The organism is Citrobacter sp. Cpo089 (assembly GCF_030332695.1).
GTDB classification, from domain to species: Bacteria; Pseudomonadota; Gammaproteobacteria; order Enterobacterales; family Enterobacteriaceae; genus Citrobacter; species Citrobacter portucalensis.
This window is the reverse complement of record NZ_JAOWHJ010000070.1, coordinates 1-14,422: the sequence shown is the minus strand read 5'-3', so window position 1 is coordinate 14,422 and position 14,422 is coordinate 1. Positions and strand designations below refer to the sequence as shown.

The 14,422-nt window shown below is 50.4% G+C and carries 17 protein-coding genes and 1 pseudogene; 16 read left to right on the top strand and 2 right to left on the bottom strand.

Annotated features, from left to right (window positions below; translation table 11 throughout):
- The first annotated feature begins 71 nt into the window (after nucleotides 1-71).
- Complete coding sequence (locus tag OGX92_RS18530; RefSeq protein WP_003035356.1) at nucleotides 72-452, top strand: inner membrane protein YbjM; 381 nt, start codon at nucleotides 72-74, stop codon at nucleotides 450-452.
- A 34-nt stretch (nucleotides 453-486) separates the two neighbouring features.
- Here OGX92_RS18530 and OGX92_RS18525 read toward each other — a convergent pair whose 3' ends face one another.
- Nucleotides 487-750: a GrxA family glutaredoxin gene (locus tag OGX92_RS18525; protein ID WP_003035358.1), complete on the bottom strand. Its 264-nt coding sequence runs from the start codon at nucleotides 748-750 to the stop codon at nucleotides 487-489.
- A gap of 172 nt (nucleotides 751-922) precedes the next feature.
- Here OGX92_RS18525 and OGX92_RS18520 point away from each other — a divergent pair, with 172 nt between their 5' ends.
- The 10 genes from OGX92_RS18520 to rlmC all read left to right on the top strand — a co-directional run bounded on the left by OGX92_RS18520 (nucleotide 923) and on the right by rlmC (nucleotide 9,788).
- Nucleotides 923-1,213, top strand: a complete 291-nt coding sequence (locus tag OGX92_RS18520; protein WP_149281401.1) for a DUF1418 family protein — start codon at nucleotides 923-925, stop codon at nucleotides 1,211-1,213.
- Nucleotides 1,197-1,919 carry a nitroreductase NfsA gene (gene nfsA / locus OGX92_RS18515; RefSeq protein WP_048235739.1) on the top strand — a complete coding sequence of 241 codons (723 nt, stop codon included), beginning with the start codon at nucleotides 1,197-1,199 and terminating at the stop codon, nucleotides 1,917-1,919. The genes OGX92_RS18520 and nfsA overlap by 17 nt, the downstream gene beginning before the upstream one ends.
- Before the next feature lie 59 nt (nucleotides 1,920-1,978).
- Nucleotides 1,979-2,881: a 30S ribosomal protein S6--L-glutamate ligase gene (gene rimK / locus OGX92_RS18510; RefSeq protein ID WP_164562966.1), complete on the top strand. Its 903-nt coding sequence runs from the start codon at nucleotides 1,979-1,981 to the stop codon at nucleotides 2,879-2,881.
- Between the two features lie 90 nt (nucleotides 2,882-2,971).
- Nucleotides 2,972-3,448, top strand: coding sequence for a type III secretion system chaperone family protein (locus OGX92_RS18505; protein ID WP_003831662.1), 477 nt, complete (start codon nucleotides 2,972-2,974; stop codon nucleotides 3,446-3,448).
- Nucleotides 3,449-3,881: 433 nt separating this feature from the next.
- Nucleotides 3,882-4,994 carry a spermidine/putrescine ABC transporter substrate-binding protein PotF gene (gene potF / locus OGX92_RS18500; protein ID WP_003831664.1) on the top strand — a complete coding sequence of 371 codons (1,113 nt, stop codon included), beginning with the start codon at nucleotides 3,882-3,884 and terminating at the stop codon, nucleotides 4,992-4,994.
- Between the two features lie 138 nt (nucleotides 4,995-5,132).
- On the top strand, nucleotides 5,133-6,266 hold the full coding sequence (potG, locus tag OGX92_RS18495; protein WP_003831665.1) for a putrescine ABC transporter ATP-binding subunit PotG: 1,134 nt from the start codon (nucleotides 5,133-5,135) through the stop codon (nucleotides 6,264-6,266).
- Between the two features lie 9 nt (nucleotides 6,267-6,275).
- Nucleotides 6,276-7,229, top strand: coding sequence for a putrescine ABC transporter permease PotH (gene potH, locus OGX92_RS18490; RefSeq protein WP_286586915.1), 954 nt, complete (start codon nucleotides 6,276-6,278; stop codon nucleotides 7,227-7,229).
- Nucleotides 7,226-8,071 (top strand): putrescine ABC transporter permease PotI, encoded by an 846-nt coding sequence (gene potI / locus OGX92_RS18485; RefSeq protein WP_003831669.1) that lies wholly within the window; start codon nucleotides 7,226-7,228, stop codon nucleotides 8,069-8,071. The genes potH and potI overlap by 4 nt, the downstream gene beginning before the upstream one ends.
- A 59-nt stretch (nucleotides 8,072-8,130) precedes the next feature.
- Entirely contained in the window at nucleotides 8,131-8,619 is a 489-nt protein-coding gene (locus OGX92_RS18480; protein ID WP_267440842.1) for a YbjO family protein, read from the top strand.
- Between the two features lie 41 nt (nucleotides 8,620-8,660).
- Nucleotides 8,661-9,788 (top strand): 23S rRNA (uracil(747)-C(5))-methyltransferase RlmC, encoded by a 1,128-nt coding sequence (gene rlmC / locus OGX92_RS18475; protein WP_063940639.1) that lies wholly within the window; start codon nucleotides 8,661-8,663, stop codon nucleotides 9,786-9,788.
- 90 nt (nucleotides 9,789-9,878) lie between these two features.
- On the opposite strand, the gene OGX92_RS18470 is transcribed toward rlmC, so the two are convergent.
- Nucleotides 9,879-10,931 (bottom strand): LacI family DNA-binding transcriptional regulator, encoded by a 1,053-nt coding sequence (locus tag OGX92_RS18470; RefSeq protein ID WP_080470551.1) that lies wholly within the window; start codon nucleotides 10,929-10,931, stop codon nucleotides 9,879-9,881.
- A 222-nt stretch (nucleotides 10,932-11,153) separates the two neighbouring features.
- On the opposite strand from OGX92_RS18470, the gene OGX92_RS18465 reads away from it, so the two are divergent.
- The 5 genes and pseudogenes from OGX92_RS18465 to OGX92_RS18445 form a co-directional block, all read left to right on the top strand.
- The gene (locus OGX92_RS18465; protein WP_126956750.1) at nucleotides 11,154-11,597 is read left to right on the top strand and encodes a PTS sugar transporter subunit IIA; all 444 of its coding nucleotides are present in this window, start codon (nucleotides 11,154-11,156) and stop codon (nucleotides 11,595-11,597) included.
- Nucleotides 11,598-11,604: 7 nt separating this feature from the next.
- Complete coding sequence (locus OGX92_RS18460) at nucleotides 11,605-11,871, top strand: PTS sugar transporter subunit IIB (RefSeq protein ID WP_063940636.1); 267 nt, start codon at nucleotides 11,605-11,607, stop codon at nucleotides 11,869-11,871.
- 31 nt (nucleotides 11,872-11,902) lie between these two features.
- Nucleotides 11,903-13,165, top strand: coding sequence for a PTS ascorbate transporter subunit IIC (gene ulaA, locus OGX92_RS18455; RefSeq protein ID WP_126956752.1), 1,263 nt, complete (start codon nucleotides 11,903-11,905; stop codon nucleotides 13,163-13,165).
- Between the two features lie 22 nt (nucleotides 13,166-13,187).
- Complete coding sequence (gene alsE / locus OGX92_RS18450) at nucleotides 13,188-13,865, top strand: D-allulose 6-phosphate 3-epimerase (protein ID WP_063940634.1); 678 nt, start codon at nucleotides 13,188-13,190, stop codon at nucleotides 13,863-13,865.
- A gap of 262 nt (nucleotides 13,866-14,127) precedes the next feature.
- A pseudogene (locus OGX92_RS18445) lies at nucleotides 14,128-14,422 on the top strand (IS1-like element IS1A family transposase); the annotation flags it as partial.

The window sequence follows — 14,422 nt, the reverse complement described above, 5'->3', positions numbered from 1 at the left end:
GAGTTACTTTATCTGACTGGACGCCTGCGGGCGAAAAGAGTGTTCGATAGAGAATGTGTCAGGAGGAACGATTGAAACATAAGCAAAGTTGGGCGAGTGCGGTCTGCTGCTTTGTGCTCTTTATTGTGGTGTGTCTTTCATTAACGCTGAACGTGAAAGGGGCATTCAGAGCGGCAGGGCATCCTGAGGTCGGATTGTTGTTTTTTATCTTACCTGGTGCTGCAGCAAGCTTTTTTTCCCATCGTCGGGAAGTGCTCAAACCCCTGCTTGGTGCAATGTTGGCGGCGCCGTGCTGCCTGTTACTGATGCGGTTCGTTTTTATGCCGACGCGTTCATTGTGGCAAGAGCTGGCGTGGTTGTTTAGTGCGGTGTTTTGGTGCGCTCTTGGCGCATTATGTTTTTTATTTATCAGTAGCTTATTCAATCAGCATCAACGGCGGAAAAAGAACTGATGACGCCCTCAAGGTGAGGGCGTAGAAACCGCTATCAGGCGAACAGATTCATGTTCTCTTTTGCCCAAGCTTCAAAATCCGTGCAGCCGCCGATGTGTTTTTGATCGACAAAAATCTGCGGAACGGTTTCAACTGGCTTACCTACCGTCTTTTCCAGATCTGCTTTGGTAATTCCTTCAGCATGGATATCAATGTAGCGGAAGTTAAAATCGTCATGCTCACTGCTTAATTTTTCTGCTAATTCTTTTGCGCGCACGCAATACGGGCACCCTGGGCGACCAAAAATAACGGCAAACATCTCTTTCTCCTCGAACTTATCAGGCCGGATGGCAATACTGGTTATGATGCCGCGATTTGTGACGGATGGAAAGCAGGTTCAGCCTGTTGCTTTGATATCCTCAAGCTATATCTGTTAAACACGGCAAGCCGGAACGTTTTATAATGGAAGCCATTTCGCCGGGAGGCCGCGTATGCGCACAATTGGTGTATTACCCAAATGCGTATTGATGCTGGAAATAATTGGGATGGTTTTGTTATCGCTGGCACTGCTATCGCTTAACGATTACCTCACCTTGCCCGCACCGCTTAACAGCCCGTTAGCCTGCGTGGTGATGATATTTCTGGGCGTACTGCTGATGCTCCCTGCTGCGGTGGCGTTGATGTGGCGTGTTGCTCAACTGCTGGCACCGCAACTGATGTCTCGCACACCCGGTGATTCAACTGATTCAGACAGAGACAAAAGAGATGACTCCAACCATTGATTTACTCCGCAGCCACCGTTCCATTCGCCATTTTACTGATGATGCCATTTCGGATGCACAGCGTGAGGCGATTATTGCCGCCGCTCAGGGAACGTCAAGCTCCAGTTTTCTACAGTGCACGACGATCATTCGCATAACGGATAAATCTCTGCGCGAATCGCTGGCTACCTTATCTGGCGGCCAAAAGCATGTGGCACAGGCCGCTGAGTTCTGGGTGTTTTGCGCTGATTTTAATCGTCATTTGCAGATTTGCCCTGACGCGCAACTTGGGCTGGCGGAACAGCTGCTGCTGGGCGTGGTTGATACCGCAATGATGGCGCAAAATGCGTTGACGGCGGCAGAGTCGCTGGGACTTGGCGGCGTGTTTATTGGTGGCCTGCGTAACAATATTGAGCCGGTCACCGAACTGCTGAAGCTTCCGCAACATGTTCTTCCGCTCTTTGGTTTGTGCCTCGGCTGGCCTGCGGATAACCCGGATATCAAGCCGCGGCTGCCCGCGTCGCTTGTGGTGCACGAAAATCAATATCAGCCACTCAACAGCGATGTGTTGGCGCAATATGATGAGCAGCTCGCGCAGTACTATCTGACCCGAGGCAGCAATACCCGCCGCGACACCTGGAGCGATCATATTCGCCGTACCATCATTAAAGAAAGTCGCCCCTTTATCCTGGAATATTTGCATAAACAGGGATGGGCCACGCGCTAAAGATTTTAACCCAGTGTATGATACGCCAGCTTTTACCAGGTCATTCAGAGAGGTGCAGGGTGAAAATTGCCATTTTGTCCCGGGACGGAACGCTCTATTCTTGTAAACGCCTGCGTGAAGCGGCGATGCAGCGCGGTCACCTGGTTGAAGTTATCGATCCCCTTTCTTGCTATATGAACATCAGCCCAGCGGCATCCTCTATTCATTACAAGGGCCGTCAGCTTCCTCATTTCGATGCGGTGATCCCGCGGATTGGTTCCGCGATTACCTTTTATGGGACGGCGGCGCTGCGCCAGTTTGAGATGCTGGGTAGCTATCCGTTGAATGAATCGGTAGCGATTACGCGAGCGCGCGATAAGCTGCGTTCTCTACAGCTGCTGGCGCGTCAGGGAATTGATTTACCCATCACCGGAATTGCTCACTCTCCGGACGATACCAGCGACATGATTGACATGGTTGGCGGTGCGCCGTTGGTGGTGAAACTGGTTGAAGGCACCCAGGGTATTGGCGTGGTGCTGGCGGAAACGCGGCAGGCTGCAGAAAGCGTGGTAGATGCGTTTCGTGGGGTGAATGCCCATATCCTGGTTCAGGAATATATCAAAGAAGCGAAGGGGCGCGATATTCGCTGTTTCGTGGTGGGCGATGAAGTAGTGGCCGCCATTGAACGACGGGCTAAAGAGGGCGATTTTCGTTCTAATCTCCATCGCGGTGGTGTGGCGACTATTGCGAGTATCACGCCGCGCGAAAGAGAAATTGCGCTCAAAGCCGCCCGGACTATGGGCCTGGACGTTGCAGGCGTTGATATTCTGCGCGCTGATCGAGGGCCACTGGTCATGGAGGTCAACGCGTCTCCGGGGCTGGAAGGCGTGGAGAAAACTACCGGGTTAGACATTGCCGCGAAAATGATCCAGTGGATCGAGCGCCATGCTACTCCTGAATTTTGTCTTAAAATCGGCGGCTAAGCGCAATATCGATTGCGATCGTGGTATGACACGCTCTTTTTGCGTAAGCTGTGCCGGTATTTTTTTCATCAATAGAGGTCGCACATTATTATGACATCACTGGTCGTTCCCACTCTGGATACGTTGCGTCAATGGCTCGACGACCTGGGCATGAGTTTTTTTGAATGCGATACCTGTCAGGCGCTGCACTTGCCACACATGCAGAATTTTGACGGCATCTTTGATGCAAAAGTTGATTTGGTCGATAACGTCATTCTGTTTTCTGCGATGGCGGAAGTCAGACCTTCTGCACTGCTGCCACTGGCAGCCGATCTGTCTGCGATCAATGCCAGTTCACTGACGGTGAAAGCTTTTCTGGATATGCAGGATGATAATCTGCCAAAGCTGGTGGTTTGCCAGTCTTTATCCGTTACGCCGGGCGTAACGTTTGAGCAGTTTGAATGTTTTGTTCGCCAGAGCGAAGAGCAAATATCGATGGTGATCCTCGAAGCCGGAGCGCATCAGCTGTTATTTAATGCTGAAGAAGATGCGCAAAACAGCACCGCTGAAATTCATTTCCTCCATTAATTCTTCCTGAATCTGGACATATATTGCGCAGCCGCTGCCAGAGCGGTTGCGTATTGCCTGTTTTTATTCTGCATTTAACCTTTCATTAAAGAATTATTCACCTCGATTCAGCGCCTTCCGCTTTATGTCATAGACAATTCCTGCATAAAAAATTGATAAAAGACGTTTTTTAATCTGGGCTATATCCACAATTCCTGGCTAAAGTTATTCTTGCGAAGCTTACCAACGTCATCATTTAAACAGTCCCTTGTGACCTGACCTGTGGCCACAATGTGTGTTGAATGCATAGGCGGATGCCAGCGAGCAACAGCGGCATGAGGAGAGGTCTCTCTTTTCATCGGTGCTGCATGAAAGAATATGCACGTTTCTTGCATATCATTAGAGTGTGACATTTTTGTTCGTTTGTTAACGAACTTTCAGAAGGAAAGAGATTATGACCGCCTTAAATAAAAAATGGTTATCAGGCCTGGTTGCGGGTGCTCTGATGGCCATCTCTGCCGGCACGCTCGCTGCTGAACAAAAAACGCTGCATATTTATAACTGGTCTGATTATATTGCCCCGGATACGGTGGCTAATTTTGAAAAAGAGACCGGAATTAAAGTTATCTATGATGTATTTGATTCCAATGAAGTACTGGAAGGTAAGCTCATGGCTGGCAGTACCGGCTTTGACCTTGTCGTTCCTTCTGCCAGCTTCCTTGAGCGTCAACTGACTGCGGGCGTATTCCAGCCGCTGGATAAGAGCAAATTGCCGGGCTGGAAAAATCTTGATCCTGAACTGCTGAAGCTGGTGGGTAAACACGATCCGGACAACAAGTTCGCGATGCCGTACATGTGGGCTACGACCGGTATTGGCTATAACGTGGATAAAGTCAAAGCGGTGCTTGGGCCGGATGCGCCGGTTAACAGCTGGGATTTGATCCTCAAACCGGAAAATCTGGAAAAACTCAAAAGCTGCGGCGTCTCTTTCCTCGATGCGCCAGAAGAGGTATTTGCCACGGTGCTGAACTATTTGGGTAAAGACCCAAACAGTACCAAAGCGGATGATTACACCGGGCCAGCAACCGATCTGCTGTTGAAGCTGCGTCCAAATATTCGCTACTTCCACTCCTCGCAATATATTAACGACCTGGCAAACGGTGATACCTGCGTCGCGATTGGCTGGGCAGGGGACGTATGGCAGGCGGCAAACCGTGCGAAAGAAGCGAAAAATGGCGTCAATATCTCCTTCTCAATTCCTAAAGAAGGTGCAATGGCGTTCTTTGACGTATTCGCGATGCCTGCCGATGCGAAAAACAAAGATGAAGCCTATCAGTTCCTCAATTACCTGCTGCGCCCTGATGTCATTGCGCATATCTCCGACCACGTGTTTTATGCCAATGCCAACAAAGAAGCGACGGCTCTGGTCAGCCCTGAGGTTCGTGACAACCCGGGTATCTACCCGCCTGCGGATGTTCGCGCCAAGCTGTTCACACTGAAAGTACAGGATCCGAAGATCGATCGTGTACGTACCCGCGCATGGACGAAGGTAAAAAGCGGGAAATAAACCGATGTTTGGGACATGACCCGGCAGGATTTTTGCCTGCCGGGCAGTGTTGAGCCCGGACACATATAACCCGGCAATACGCACCGTTATGGTGCGTTATTTGCACCGTTTCTTTGTTTTATGCCGGAGAGCACCTGAGTGAATGATGCAACCCCACGCCCACAAGCGAAAATCCGCAAGGCGCTGACCCCGCTGCTTGAAATTCGCAATCTGACCAAGTCATTTGACGGTCAGCACGCCGTTGATGACGTCAATCTTACTATCTACAAAGGTGAAATATTTGCTCTGCTCGGCGCGTCCGGCTGTGGCAAATCGACTCTGCTGCGCATGTTAGCGGGATTTGAACTGCCGACTACCGGGCAAATCATGCTTGATGGCGTCGATTTAGCGCATGTCCCGCCTTATCTGCGTCCGATTAATATGATGTTTCAGTCCTATGCCCTGTTTCCGCACATGACGGTGGAGCAGAACATTGCCTTTGGCCTCAAGCAGGACAAACTGCCGAAGGCTGAAATCGCCAGTCGGGTGAATGAGATGCTGGGACTCGTGCATATGCAGGAGTTCGCCAAACGCAAGCCACATCAGCTTTCTGGCGGCCAGCGTCAGCGCGTGGCATTGGCGCGCAGCCTGGCAAAACGTCCAAAACTGCTGTTGCTGGATGAGCCAATGGGGGCGCTGGATAAAAAACTCCGAGACCGCATGCAACTGGAAGTGGTGGATATTCTTGAACGCGTCGGCGTGACCTGCGTGATGGTGACACACGATCAGGAAGAAGCCATGACGATGGCGGGCCGTATTGCGATCATGAACCGTGGCAAATTTGTCCAGATTGGCGAGCCGGAAGAGATCTATGAGCATCCGACTACGCGTTACAGCGCAGAGTTTATCGGTTCGGTAAACGTTTTTGAGGGACTGCTAAAAGAACGCCAGGAAGATGGTCTGGTGATTGAGTCTCCTGGTCTGGTACATCCGCTGAAAGTGGACGCCGATGCTTCTGTTGTCGATAACGTCCCGGTGTATGTTGCGCTGCGTCCGGAAAAAATCATGCTCTGCGAAGCCCCTCCGCCAGAGGGTTATAACTTCGCGGTAGGCGAAGTGGTGCACATTGCCTATCTGGGTGATTTGTCGGTGTACCACGTACGTTTGAAAAGCGGCCAGATGTTGAGCGCCCAGCTACAAAATGAGCATCGTTATCGCAAGGGATTACCAACCTGGGGTGACGAAGTCCGTTTATGTTGGGATGCGGACAGCTGTGTGGTGTTGACGGTTTAAGGAGCGAAGATGAGTACACTTGAACCTCCGGCACGCGTGGATAAAGCAGGGCGATTCACGCTGTTTATGTCGCGGCTGCAAATGAAGCACGGGCGCAAGCTGGTGATCGCGCTGCCGTATGTGTGGCTGCTGCTCCTGTTTCTGCTGCCTTTTCTGATTGTCTTCAAAATCAGTTTGGCTGAAATGGCGCGCGCTATTCCTCCCTATACGGACATCGTTTCATGGGCTGATGATCAGCTATCCATCACACTCAACTTAGCCAACTTCCTGCAGTTAACGGACGATCCGCTCTATTTCGATGCCTACCTGCAATCGTTACAGGTGGCGGGAATTTCGACAATCTGTTGCCTGCTGCTGGGATACCCACTGGCATGGGCCGTCGCGCACAGTAAACCCTCAACGCGTAATATTCTGCTGTTGCTGGTGATCCTGCCGTCCTGGACCTCGTTTTTAATTCGCGTATATGCCTGGATGGGGATCCTGAAAAACAACGGCGTGCTGAACAACTTCCTGATGTGGCTGGGCGTCATCGACCAACCGTTGACGATTTTGCACACCAATCTGGCGGTCTACATCGGTATTGTTTACGCCTATTTGCCCTTTATGGTGCTGCCGATTTATACCGCGCTGACCCGTATCGATTACTCGCTGGTGGAAGCGGCGCTGGATTTAGGTGCCCGGCCGCTGAAGACCTTCTTTAGCGTGATTGTGCCGTTGACCAAGGGCGGTATTATCGCCGGGTCAATGCTGGTATTTATTCCGGCTGTTGGCGAGTTTGTGATCCCGGAACTGTTGGGCGGCCCGGATAGCATCATGATTGGCCGTGTGCTTTGGCAGGAGTTTTTCAATAACCGCGACTGGCCGGTGGCTTCTGCTGTCGCCATTATTATGCTGCTGTTACTGATTGTGCCAATCATGTGGTTCCATAAATATCAGCAAAAAAGCGTGGGGGAACACGGATGAATAACTTACCGGTCGTTCGCTCGCCGTGGCGTATTTTTATCCTGGTGCTGGGTTTTACCTTCCTGTATGCGCCGATGCTAATGCTGGTTATCTATTCGTTTAACAGCTCGAAGCTGGTGACGGTATGGGCGGGTTGGTCAACCCGTTGGTATGGTGAGCTTTTCCACGATAGCGCGATGATAAGCGCCGTCGGCATGAGTTTAACGATTGCTGCGGGTGCTGCGACGATGGCGGCAATCCTTGGCACCATCGCCGCCGTGGTAATGGTGCGCTTTGGTCGTTTTCGTGGTTCAAATGGTTTCGCCTTTATGATCACCGCGCCGCTGGTCATGCCGGATGTTATTACCGGTTTGTCGCTGCTGCTGCTGTTTGTTGCGTTGGCTCACGCCATCGGCTGGCCAGCGGATCGCGGCATGCTGACCATCTGGCTGGCGCATGTCACTTTCTGTACGGCATATGTGGCGGTGGTGATTTCTTCACGTTTGCGCGAACTGGATCACTCCATTGAGGAAGCTGCGATGGATCTCGGCGCCACGCCGCTGAAGGTCTTTTTCGTCATCACCCTGCCGATGATTATGCCGGCGGTGATTTCCGGTTGGTTATTAGCCTTCACGCTGTCGCTCGATGATCTGGTTATTGCCAGCTTTGTCTCTGGTCCTGGCGCCACAACGTTACCGATGCTGGTGTTCTCCAGCGTACGTATGGGGGTGAACCCGGAGATCAACGCGCTGGCGACGCTGATCCTTGGTGTGGTAGGAATTATCGGATTTATCGCGTGGTATCTGATGGCGCGAACAGAAAAACAACGGATCCGCGATATCCAACGTGCAAGACGCGGCTGAAAAAACTAAAATCTGCCAACCTGTCTATACGGCGCAGCTGTGGTGGTTGCGCCGTTTTCATGGAAGACGACGCGTTGGGATTTTTTAAGAAATCATCCACATCACATGCTCGCTTAAACGTCCCTGCTTTGGTGCAGGTGGCGGCGCTGGCTATTATCATGATCCGCTGTCTCGATCTGTTGATGATTTTTAATACGCTTGGGTTTCGTGGAACCAGTGAGTTTATTCATCGCAGCGTGCAGACCTGGAATTTGACGCTGGTGTTTCTGGGCAGTCTGATGCTGCTATTTATCGAAATTTACTGCGCATTTTCGCTGGTAAAAGGACGGAACTGGGCACGCTGGATCTATCTGTTGACCCAGATTATCGCCAGCGCCTATCTGTGGGCTGCTTCGCTGGGCTACGGATACCCAGAACTATTCAGTATTGCGGGGGAGTCCAGACGCGAAATCCTGCATACGCTGGTAATGCAAAAACTGCCGGATATGCTGGTATTGCTGTTACTGTTTGTTCCTGCGTCCAGCAGGCGGTTCTTCCGTTTGCAATAACGTGTATAATATTGGCCCCCTGTTAATTTATAGGTTTTTGTATGCAGTGCGCACTATATGACGCCGAGCGCTGCCGCTCCTGTCAGTGGATAACTCAGCCTGTCGCCGATCAACTCTTCGCTAAAACAGCCGATCTGCAGAATCTGCTTGCCGAGCATCCGGTCGGAGAATGGTGCGCGCCGATCAGTGGTCCGGAAAGCGCGTTTCGTAATAAAGCTAAAATGGTGGTCAGCGGCAGCGTGGAAAAACCGCTGCTGGGAATGCTGCATCGTGACGGTACGCCTGAGGATTTGTGCGACTGTCCGCTCTATCCTGAGTCTTTTGCGCCCGTATTTGCCGCGCTTAAGCCGTTTATCGCTCGGGCGGGGCTGACGCCCTATAACGTGGCGCGAAAACGCGGGGAACTGAAATATCTGCTGTTAACGGAAAGCCGGTACGACGGCGGTATGATGCTGCGTTTTGTCCTGCGTTCTGACGCAAAACTGGCACAACTGCGCGCGGCGCTACCCTGGTTGCAGGCACAACTCCCACAGTTAAAAGTGATTACTGCCAATATTCAGCCGGTGCATATGGCGATTATGGAAGGGGAGACCGAAATCTTCCTGACTGAACAACAGGCACTGGCGGAACGCTTTAACGATGTGCCGTTGTGGATCCGCCCGCAGAGCTTTTTCCAGACCAACCCGGTGGTAGCGGGGCAGTTATATGCCACGGCGCGCGACTGGGTGCGTCAGCTTCCGGTTAATCATATGTGGGATCTGTTTTGCGGCGTCGGGGGCTTTGGTCTGCACTGCGCCACACCGCAGATGAAACTGACGGGGATTGAAATCGCGCCAGAAGCGATTACCTGCGCGAAGCAGTCAGCGCAGGAGCTTGGATTGCAGAATCTGCATTTTCAGGCGCTGGATTCAACCCAGTTTGCTACCGCTCAGGGCGAAGTACCTGACCTGGTGCTGGTGAACCCGCCGCGTCGCGGGATTGGAAAGCCGCTGTGCGATTTTCTCTCCCGCATGGCACCGCGTTTTATCATTTATTCCAGCTGTAATGCGCAAACCATGGCGAAGGATATTTGTGAGTTGCCCGGGTATCGCATTGAACGCGTCCAACTTTTCGATATGTTCCCACACACCGCGCACTATGAAGTGTTAACGCTGCTCAGCCGACAATAACTGCCATGCCTGATGACGCTTCGCTTATCAGGCCTACGGAGATATGCAAGGCTGTAGGCAGGATGACAAATCAATAAATATATTAGCGCATTACATTTTTCTGGTGCTCGCGCGAACTTGTAACGTTGATGGTAATTCAATGAATTTATCCGTCGAATTGCCAGCAAGGAGATCAAGTAACGTTTTTCCTGCGCGAGTTCCTGTTTCACTCCATGGGAACTCGACAGCAGTCAGAGAAGGTGAGCAAACTGCGGCAAGAGTACCACCACTCAAGCTTGCCAATGCCAGGGAGTTGGGCACTTTTTGTCCTGCACCGTGGCAGGCCATAATGCAGCCGCAGGCAATTTCATCAGATGTACAAATCAGCGCATCCAGCTCTGGCCAGGTGATACGAATATCTCCCAGCAGGTTTAAACCGGTCGTTATGCCTGCTGGTAGGTGAGAGGTCACCACGCGATGTGGGGAGTGGTTAACCGAGAGCATGGCGCTGTTCCAGCCGCTCAGCACCTGGCGAAACATAATGTTATTGGAGGCGGTGCAGAGCAAGCCGATATTTTTATATCCGCTCTGCGCAAGGGAGGTAACCAGCTTTTTAATGGCCGCAGCGTAGTCAACGCCGATACTGACCCAGCTAGCATCGCGATTAATAGCACCAATCTCAACCACCGGCACGCCGGTATTACTTATCATCTGCGAACAACTGCTGATGTTATCAATATTGAACTGAACAATTGCCGCCGGGTTATAGGCGAGCATTTGTGCAAAGGCTTTTTCTTCGCTTTGTCCACCCTGGCCGGACTCGATAAACATCATGCTGTAGCCCTGGGTCGCGATCACCGTCTGTAGCGTTTCGGAGACGGCAAGAAATCCAGGGGAGGAAAAAGAAGGCACCACACCCATTACGAGACTGGAGTCAGCAGAGGCGAGGCTGCGGGCCTGCAGGTTTGGCACATAGCCCAACTCGTTCACCGCTGCTTCGATGCGGATGCGTAGTTCAGGATTCACTTTTTCAGGCATACGTAATGCGCGCGACACGGTCATCGTGCTAACGCCGACCAGTTTTGCCACTTCGGCGAGCGTAATTTTGCCAGTGTTTTTCCTGCGTTTTTCTCGCGCGCTATCGTCCGCTTGTAACGTCTGCACTGATGTCCTCCTATAGCCTGTCTGGGCTCCCATTGTAAATGATGTTTAGCGTTTTGCGCATTGCCCAACTGCAAAGTAATGATAAGTATGGTTAATGAAGTTAGCGGTAACAAGAATTTTAACATCGCCATAGTGTTAGCGCTAACTTTGCGAGGGAGATCACGGTAAGGCGTGAAGGCATTCCTCTATAGTAGGCTCAATTTCAACGCTATCGGGGTATTTATGATTACGACCTGGTTACCTACGGAAAATATCCAAATTGTGGATTCAGTCTGTGACTGGAAACAGGCCATTACGTTAGCGGCACAACCTTTATTGGATAAAGAGTCGATAACTCAGGCTTATATTAAAGCCATTTTAAATAGCCATCAGGAACTCGGTCCTTATTATATTTTAGCACCTGGTCTGGCGATGCCCCATGCTCGTCCGGAACAGGGTGGGATTAAAAATGGCTTATCGCTTTTGCATATTAAACAAGGCATTTCTTTTGACTCGGAAGGCAATGATCCTATTTATGTGGTGATTATGTTATGTGCGATTTCGGGAGATGAGCACATTAATATGATCACAGCCCTTGCGGATATTTTTAGCGATGATGAAAGACTCTCAGCGTTGTTAAAAGCATCCTCAATGGAAAAAATTCAAGCCGTTATCAACGGATGGTGAGGTAAAGATGAAAAAAATTCTGATTGTGTGTGGTAACGGTTTAGGCAGTAGTTTTATCGTTGAAATGAACGTGAAAAAAATCATTAAAGAGTTAAATAAAGAAGCAGTTGTTTCTCATACTGATCTGACGTCGGCGAAAAGCGAAACTGCAGATATTATTCTTAGCGCTAAAGATATTGCTGAGCACCTATCCAGCCATGCTGCACAGGTCTTTGGCTTATCAAATTTACTGGATAACAATAAAATCAAAGAAATTCTTTCCGAGAATCTCTGACTAATTTTTTGCGGCCCTACGGAGTCATTCTATGCTGCAGTTTATTATTCATGATGTATTGGGTACACCAGCAATACTGGTCGGTCTGTTTTCCATGATCGGTTTATTATTGCAAAAAAAAGCAATCTCCGAGGTTATTTCCGGAACTCTTAAAACTATAATGGGTTTTGTAATACTAACATCCGGTGCGGCGATTGTTGCCACTACGTTAACAACGTTTAGCCAGTTGTTTGAGTACTCATTCCATATTCAGGGCGTTGTGCCAAATACTGACGCTATGGCGGCGTTGGCGCAGAAAAACTACGGTACCGCGACGGCAATGATCATGGTGCTGGGGATGCTGTTTAACATTGTACTTGCCCGCATTACACCGCTGAAATACATCTTTCTAACGGGGCACCACACGCTGTATATGGCGGCGATGCTGGCTGTCATTCTCTCCGTCGGCGGCTTGTCACCATTTTGGGTGATACTGGTCGGGGCGGTGATCCTCGGCATCATGATGGTGGTCTCTCCGGCCATTCTGCAGCCGTTCACTCGCAAAATAACCGGTACTGATGATCTGGCACTAGGTCATTTTGGTTCAACTGGCTATCTGCTGTCGGCGCTGGTGGGAAAAGCGGTCGGTAAAGGTAGCCCATCAATTGAAGAAATGCAGGTGCCGAAATCACTGAATTTCCTGCGGGACTCCTCGGTTGCTATCTCTCTGACGATGATGATCCTGTTTGTAATTCTGGTGCTGGTTGCAGGTAAGGAATTTGTTGAGAGCAGCGTCAGTGGTGGTCAGAACTTTATCATCTTCGCCGTTATCCAGTCGCTGACCTTTGCGGCAGGCGTGTGGATCATCCTTGCGGGTGTGCGCATGATTATTGCCGAAATTGTTCCAGCCTTTAAAGGTATCGCCGACAAGTTGGTGAAAGACGCCAAACCGGCGCTCGACTGCCCAACCGTCTTTCCGTTCGCCCCGAATGCCGTAATCGTCGGTTTTCTGTCAAGTTTTGCCGCCGGTCTGGTGAGCATGTTCCTATGCCCTTTGTTTGGTTTAAGCGTCATTGTTCCGGGTTTGGTACCACACTTCTTCTGCGGCGCGACGGCGGGCGTCTACGGCAACATCTGCGGCGGTCGCCGAGGTGCGGTGGTGGGGGCCTTCGCGCACGGCCTGCTGATTTCGTTTTTGCCTGCAATCTTGCTGCCTCTAATGGGCGACCTTGGTTTTGCATCCACCACCTTTGGTGATGCGGATTTCGGCGTTGTTGGCATCATACTTGGGCATGTCGTTTCATTATTTAACTAATTGATTCTTATAGAGGTAAGGTATGGCAGCTAAATTTTCGCCCTCGTTAATGTGTATGGATTTAACGCGGTTCAGAGAACAAATTACGGCAATGAACGCCCGGGCTGATTTTTATCACGTCGATATTATGGACGGTAGCTATGTGAAGAACATTACGTTGTCACCCTTCTTTATCGAAAATCTGAAGAAAATCACCGATGTGCCAATTGATGTGCATCTGATGGTGAATCACCCGGAAGATATAATTCCAATGTGTATTGAGGCCGGAGCCGATATTATCAGTTTCCATCCGGAAACGGCGAATAACAAAATATTCCGCCTGCTGAACCAGATTAAAGATGCTGGTCGCCGCTGTGGCGTCGTGTTGAATCCGGCAACTCCAGCGGATGCTATTAAAGAGTACGCTCATCTGCTGGATAAAGTGACCGTTATGTCGGTTGACCCCGGCTACGCAGGGCAGAAGTTTATTCCGGAATCACTCACCAAAATCAAAGAACTGATTGCGATGCGTGAAAATAAAGGCTACCACTACTTGACTGAGATTGATGGATCCTGCAACGAGAAAACCTTTAATGTGATCTCCCGGTCCGGTGTTGACGTCTTTATTGTGGGAACCTCGGGTCTGTTCTCCCTGGCGGATAATGTCAGTGATGCCTGGGATAAAATGGTCGATATCTACCAGCGCGAAGTCGCTGCCTAAAATTACAGCGCGCTCAACCGTATTAAGCCATTACTTGGGATAAAGAGTCTATTTAACCGATCTGTCTCTTTACTCTCGCTCTTGATTTATTCGGTTGAGGGCGCTGTAACCCTATTATATTAATGAAGGTGAGTTATGAATATTTCGGATGTGCTTAATGCAAAGAACATTAAGCTAAATATGATGGCTAAAACAAAAGAAGAAGCCGGTGATGCTGCCAACTTACTGATTTAGTGTATGATGGTGTTTTTGAGGTGCTCCAGTGGCTTCTGTTTCTATCAGCTGTCCCTCCTGTTCAGCTACTGACGGGGTGGTGCGTAACGGCAAAAGCACTGCCGGACATCAGCGCTATCTCTGCTCTCACTGCCGTAAAACATGGCAACTGCAGTTCACTTACACCGCTTCTCAACCCGGTACGCACCAGAAAATCATTGATATGGCCATGAATGGCGTTGGATGCCGGGCAACTGCCCGCATTATGGGCGTTGGCCTCAACACGATTTTACGTCACTTAAAAAACTCAGGCCGCAGTCGGTAACCTCGCGCATACAGCCGGG

Bases quoted from the DNA above. Each gene is read 5' to 3' on its own strand.
- OGX92_RS18525 (WP_003035358.1), bottom strand. From the start codon at position 750: ATGTTTGCCGTTATTTTTGGTCGCCCAGGGTGCCCGTATTGCGTGCGC.
- OGX92_RS18520 (WP_149281401.1), top strand. From the start codon at position 923: ATGCGCACAATTGGTGTATTACCCAAATGCGTATTGATGCTGGAAATA.
- nfsA (WP_048235739.1), top strand. From the start codon at position 1,197: ATGACTCCAACCATTGATTTACTCCGCAGCCACCGTTCCATTCGCCAT.
- OGX92_RS18505 (WP_003831662.1), top strand. From the start codon at position 2,972: ATGACATCACTGGTCGTTCCCACTCTGGATACGTTGCGTCAATGGCTC.
- potF (WP_003831664.1), top strand. From the start codon at position 3,882: ATGACCGCCTTAAATAAAAAATGGTTATCAGGCCTGGTTGCGGGTGCT.
- potH (WP_286586915.1), top strand. From the start codon at position 6,276: ATGAGTACACTTGAACCTCCGGCACGCGTGGATAAAGCAGGGCGATTC.
- potI (WP_003831669.1), top strand. From the start codon at position 7,226: ATGAATAACTTACCGGTCGTTCGCTCGCCGTGGCGTATTTTTATCCTG.
- OGX92_RS18480 (WP_267440842.1), top strand. From the start codon at position 8,131: ATGGAAGACGACGCGTTGGGATTTTTTAAGAAATCATCCACATCACAT.
- rlmC (WP_063940639.1), top strand. From the start codon at position 8,661: ATGCAGTGCGCACTATATGACGCCGAGCGCTGCCGCTCCTGTCAGTGG.
- OGX92_RS18465 (WP_126956750.1), top strand. From the start codon at position 11,154: ATGATTACGACCTGGTTACCTACGGAAAATATCCAAATTGTGGATTCA.
- OGX92_RS18460 (WP_063940636.1), top strand. From the start codon at position 11,605: ATGAAAAAAATTCTGATTGTGTGTGGTAACGGTTTAGGCAGTAGTTTT.
- ulaA (WP_126956752.1), top strand. From the start codon at position 11,903: ATGCTGCAGTTTATTATTCATGATGTATTGGGTACACCAGCAATACTG.
- alsE (WP_063940634.1), top strand. From the start codon at position 13,188: ATGGCAGCTAAATTTTCGCCCTCGTTAATGTGTATGGATTTAACGCGG.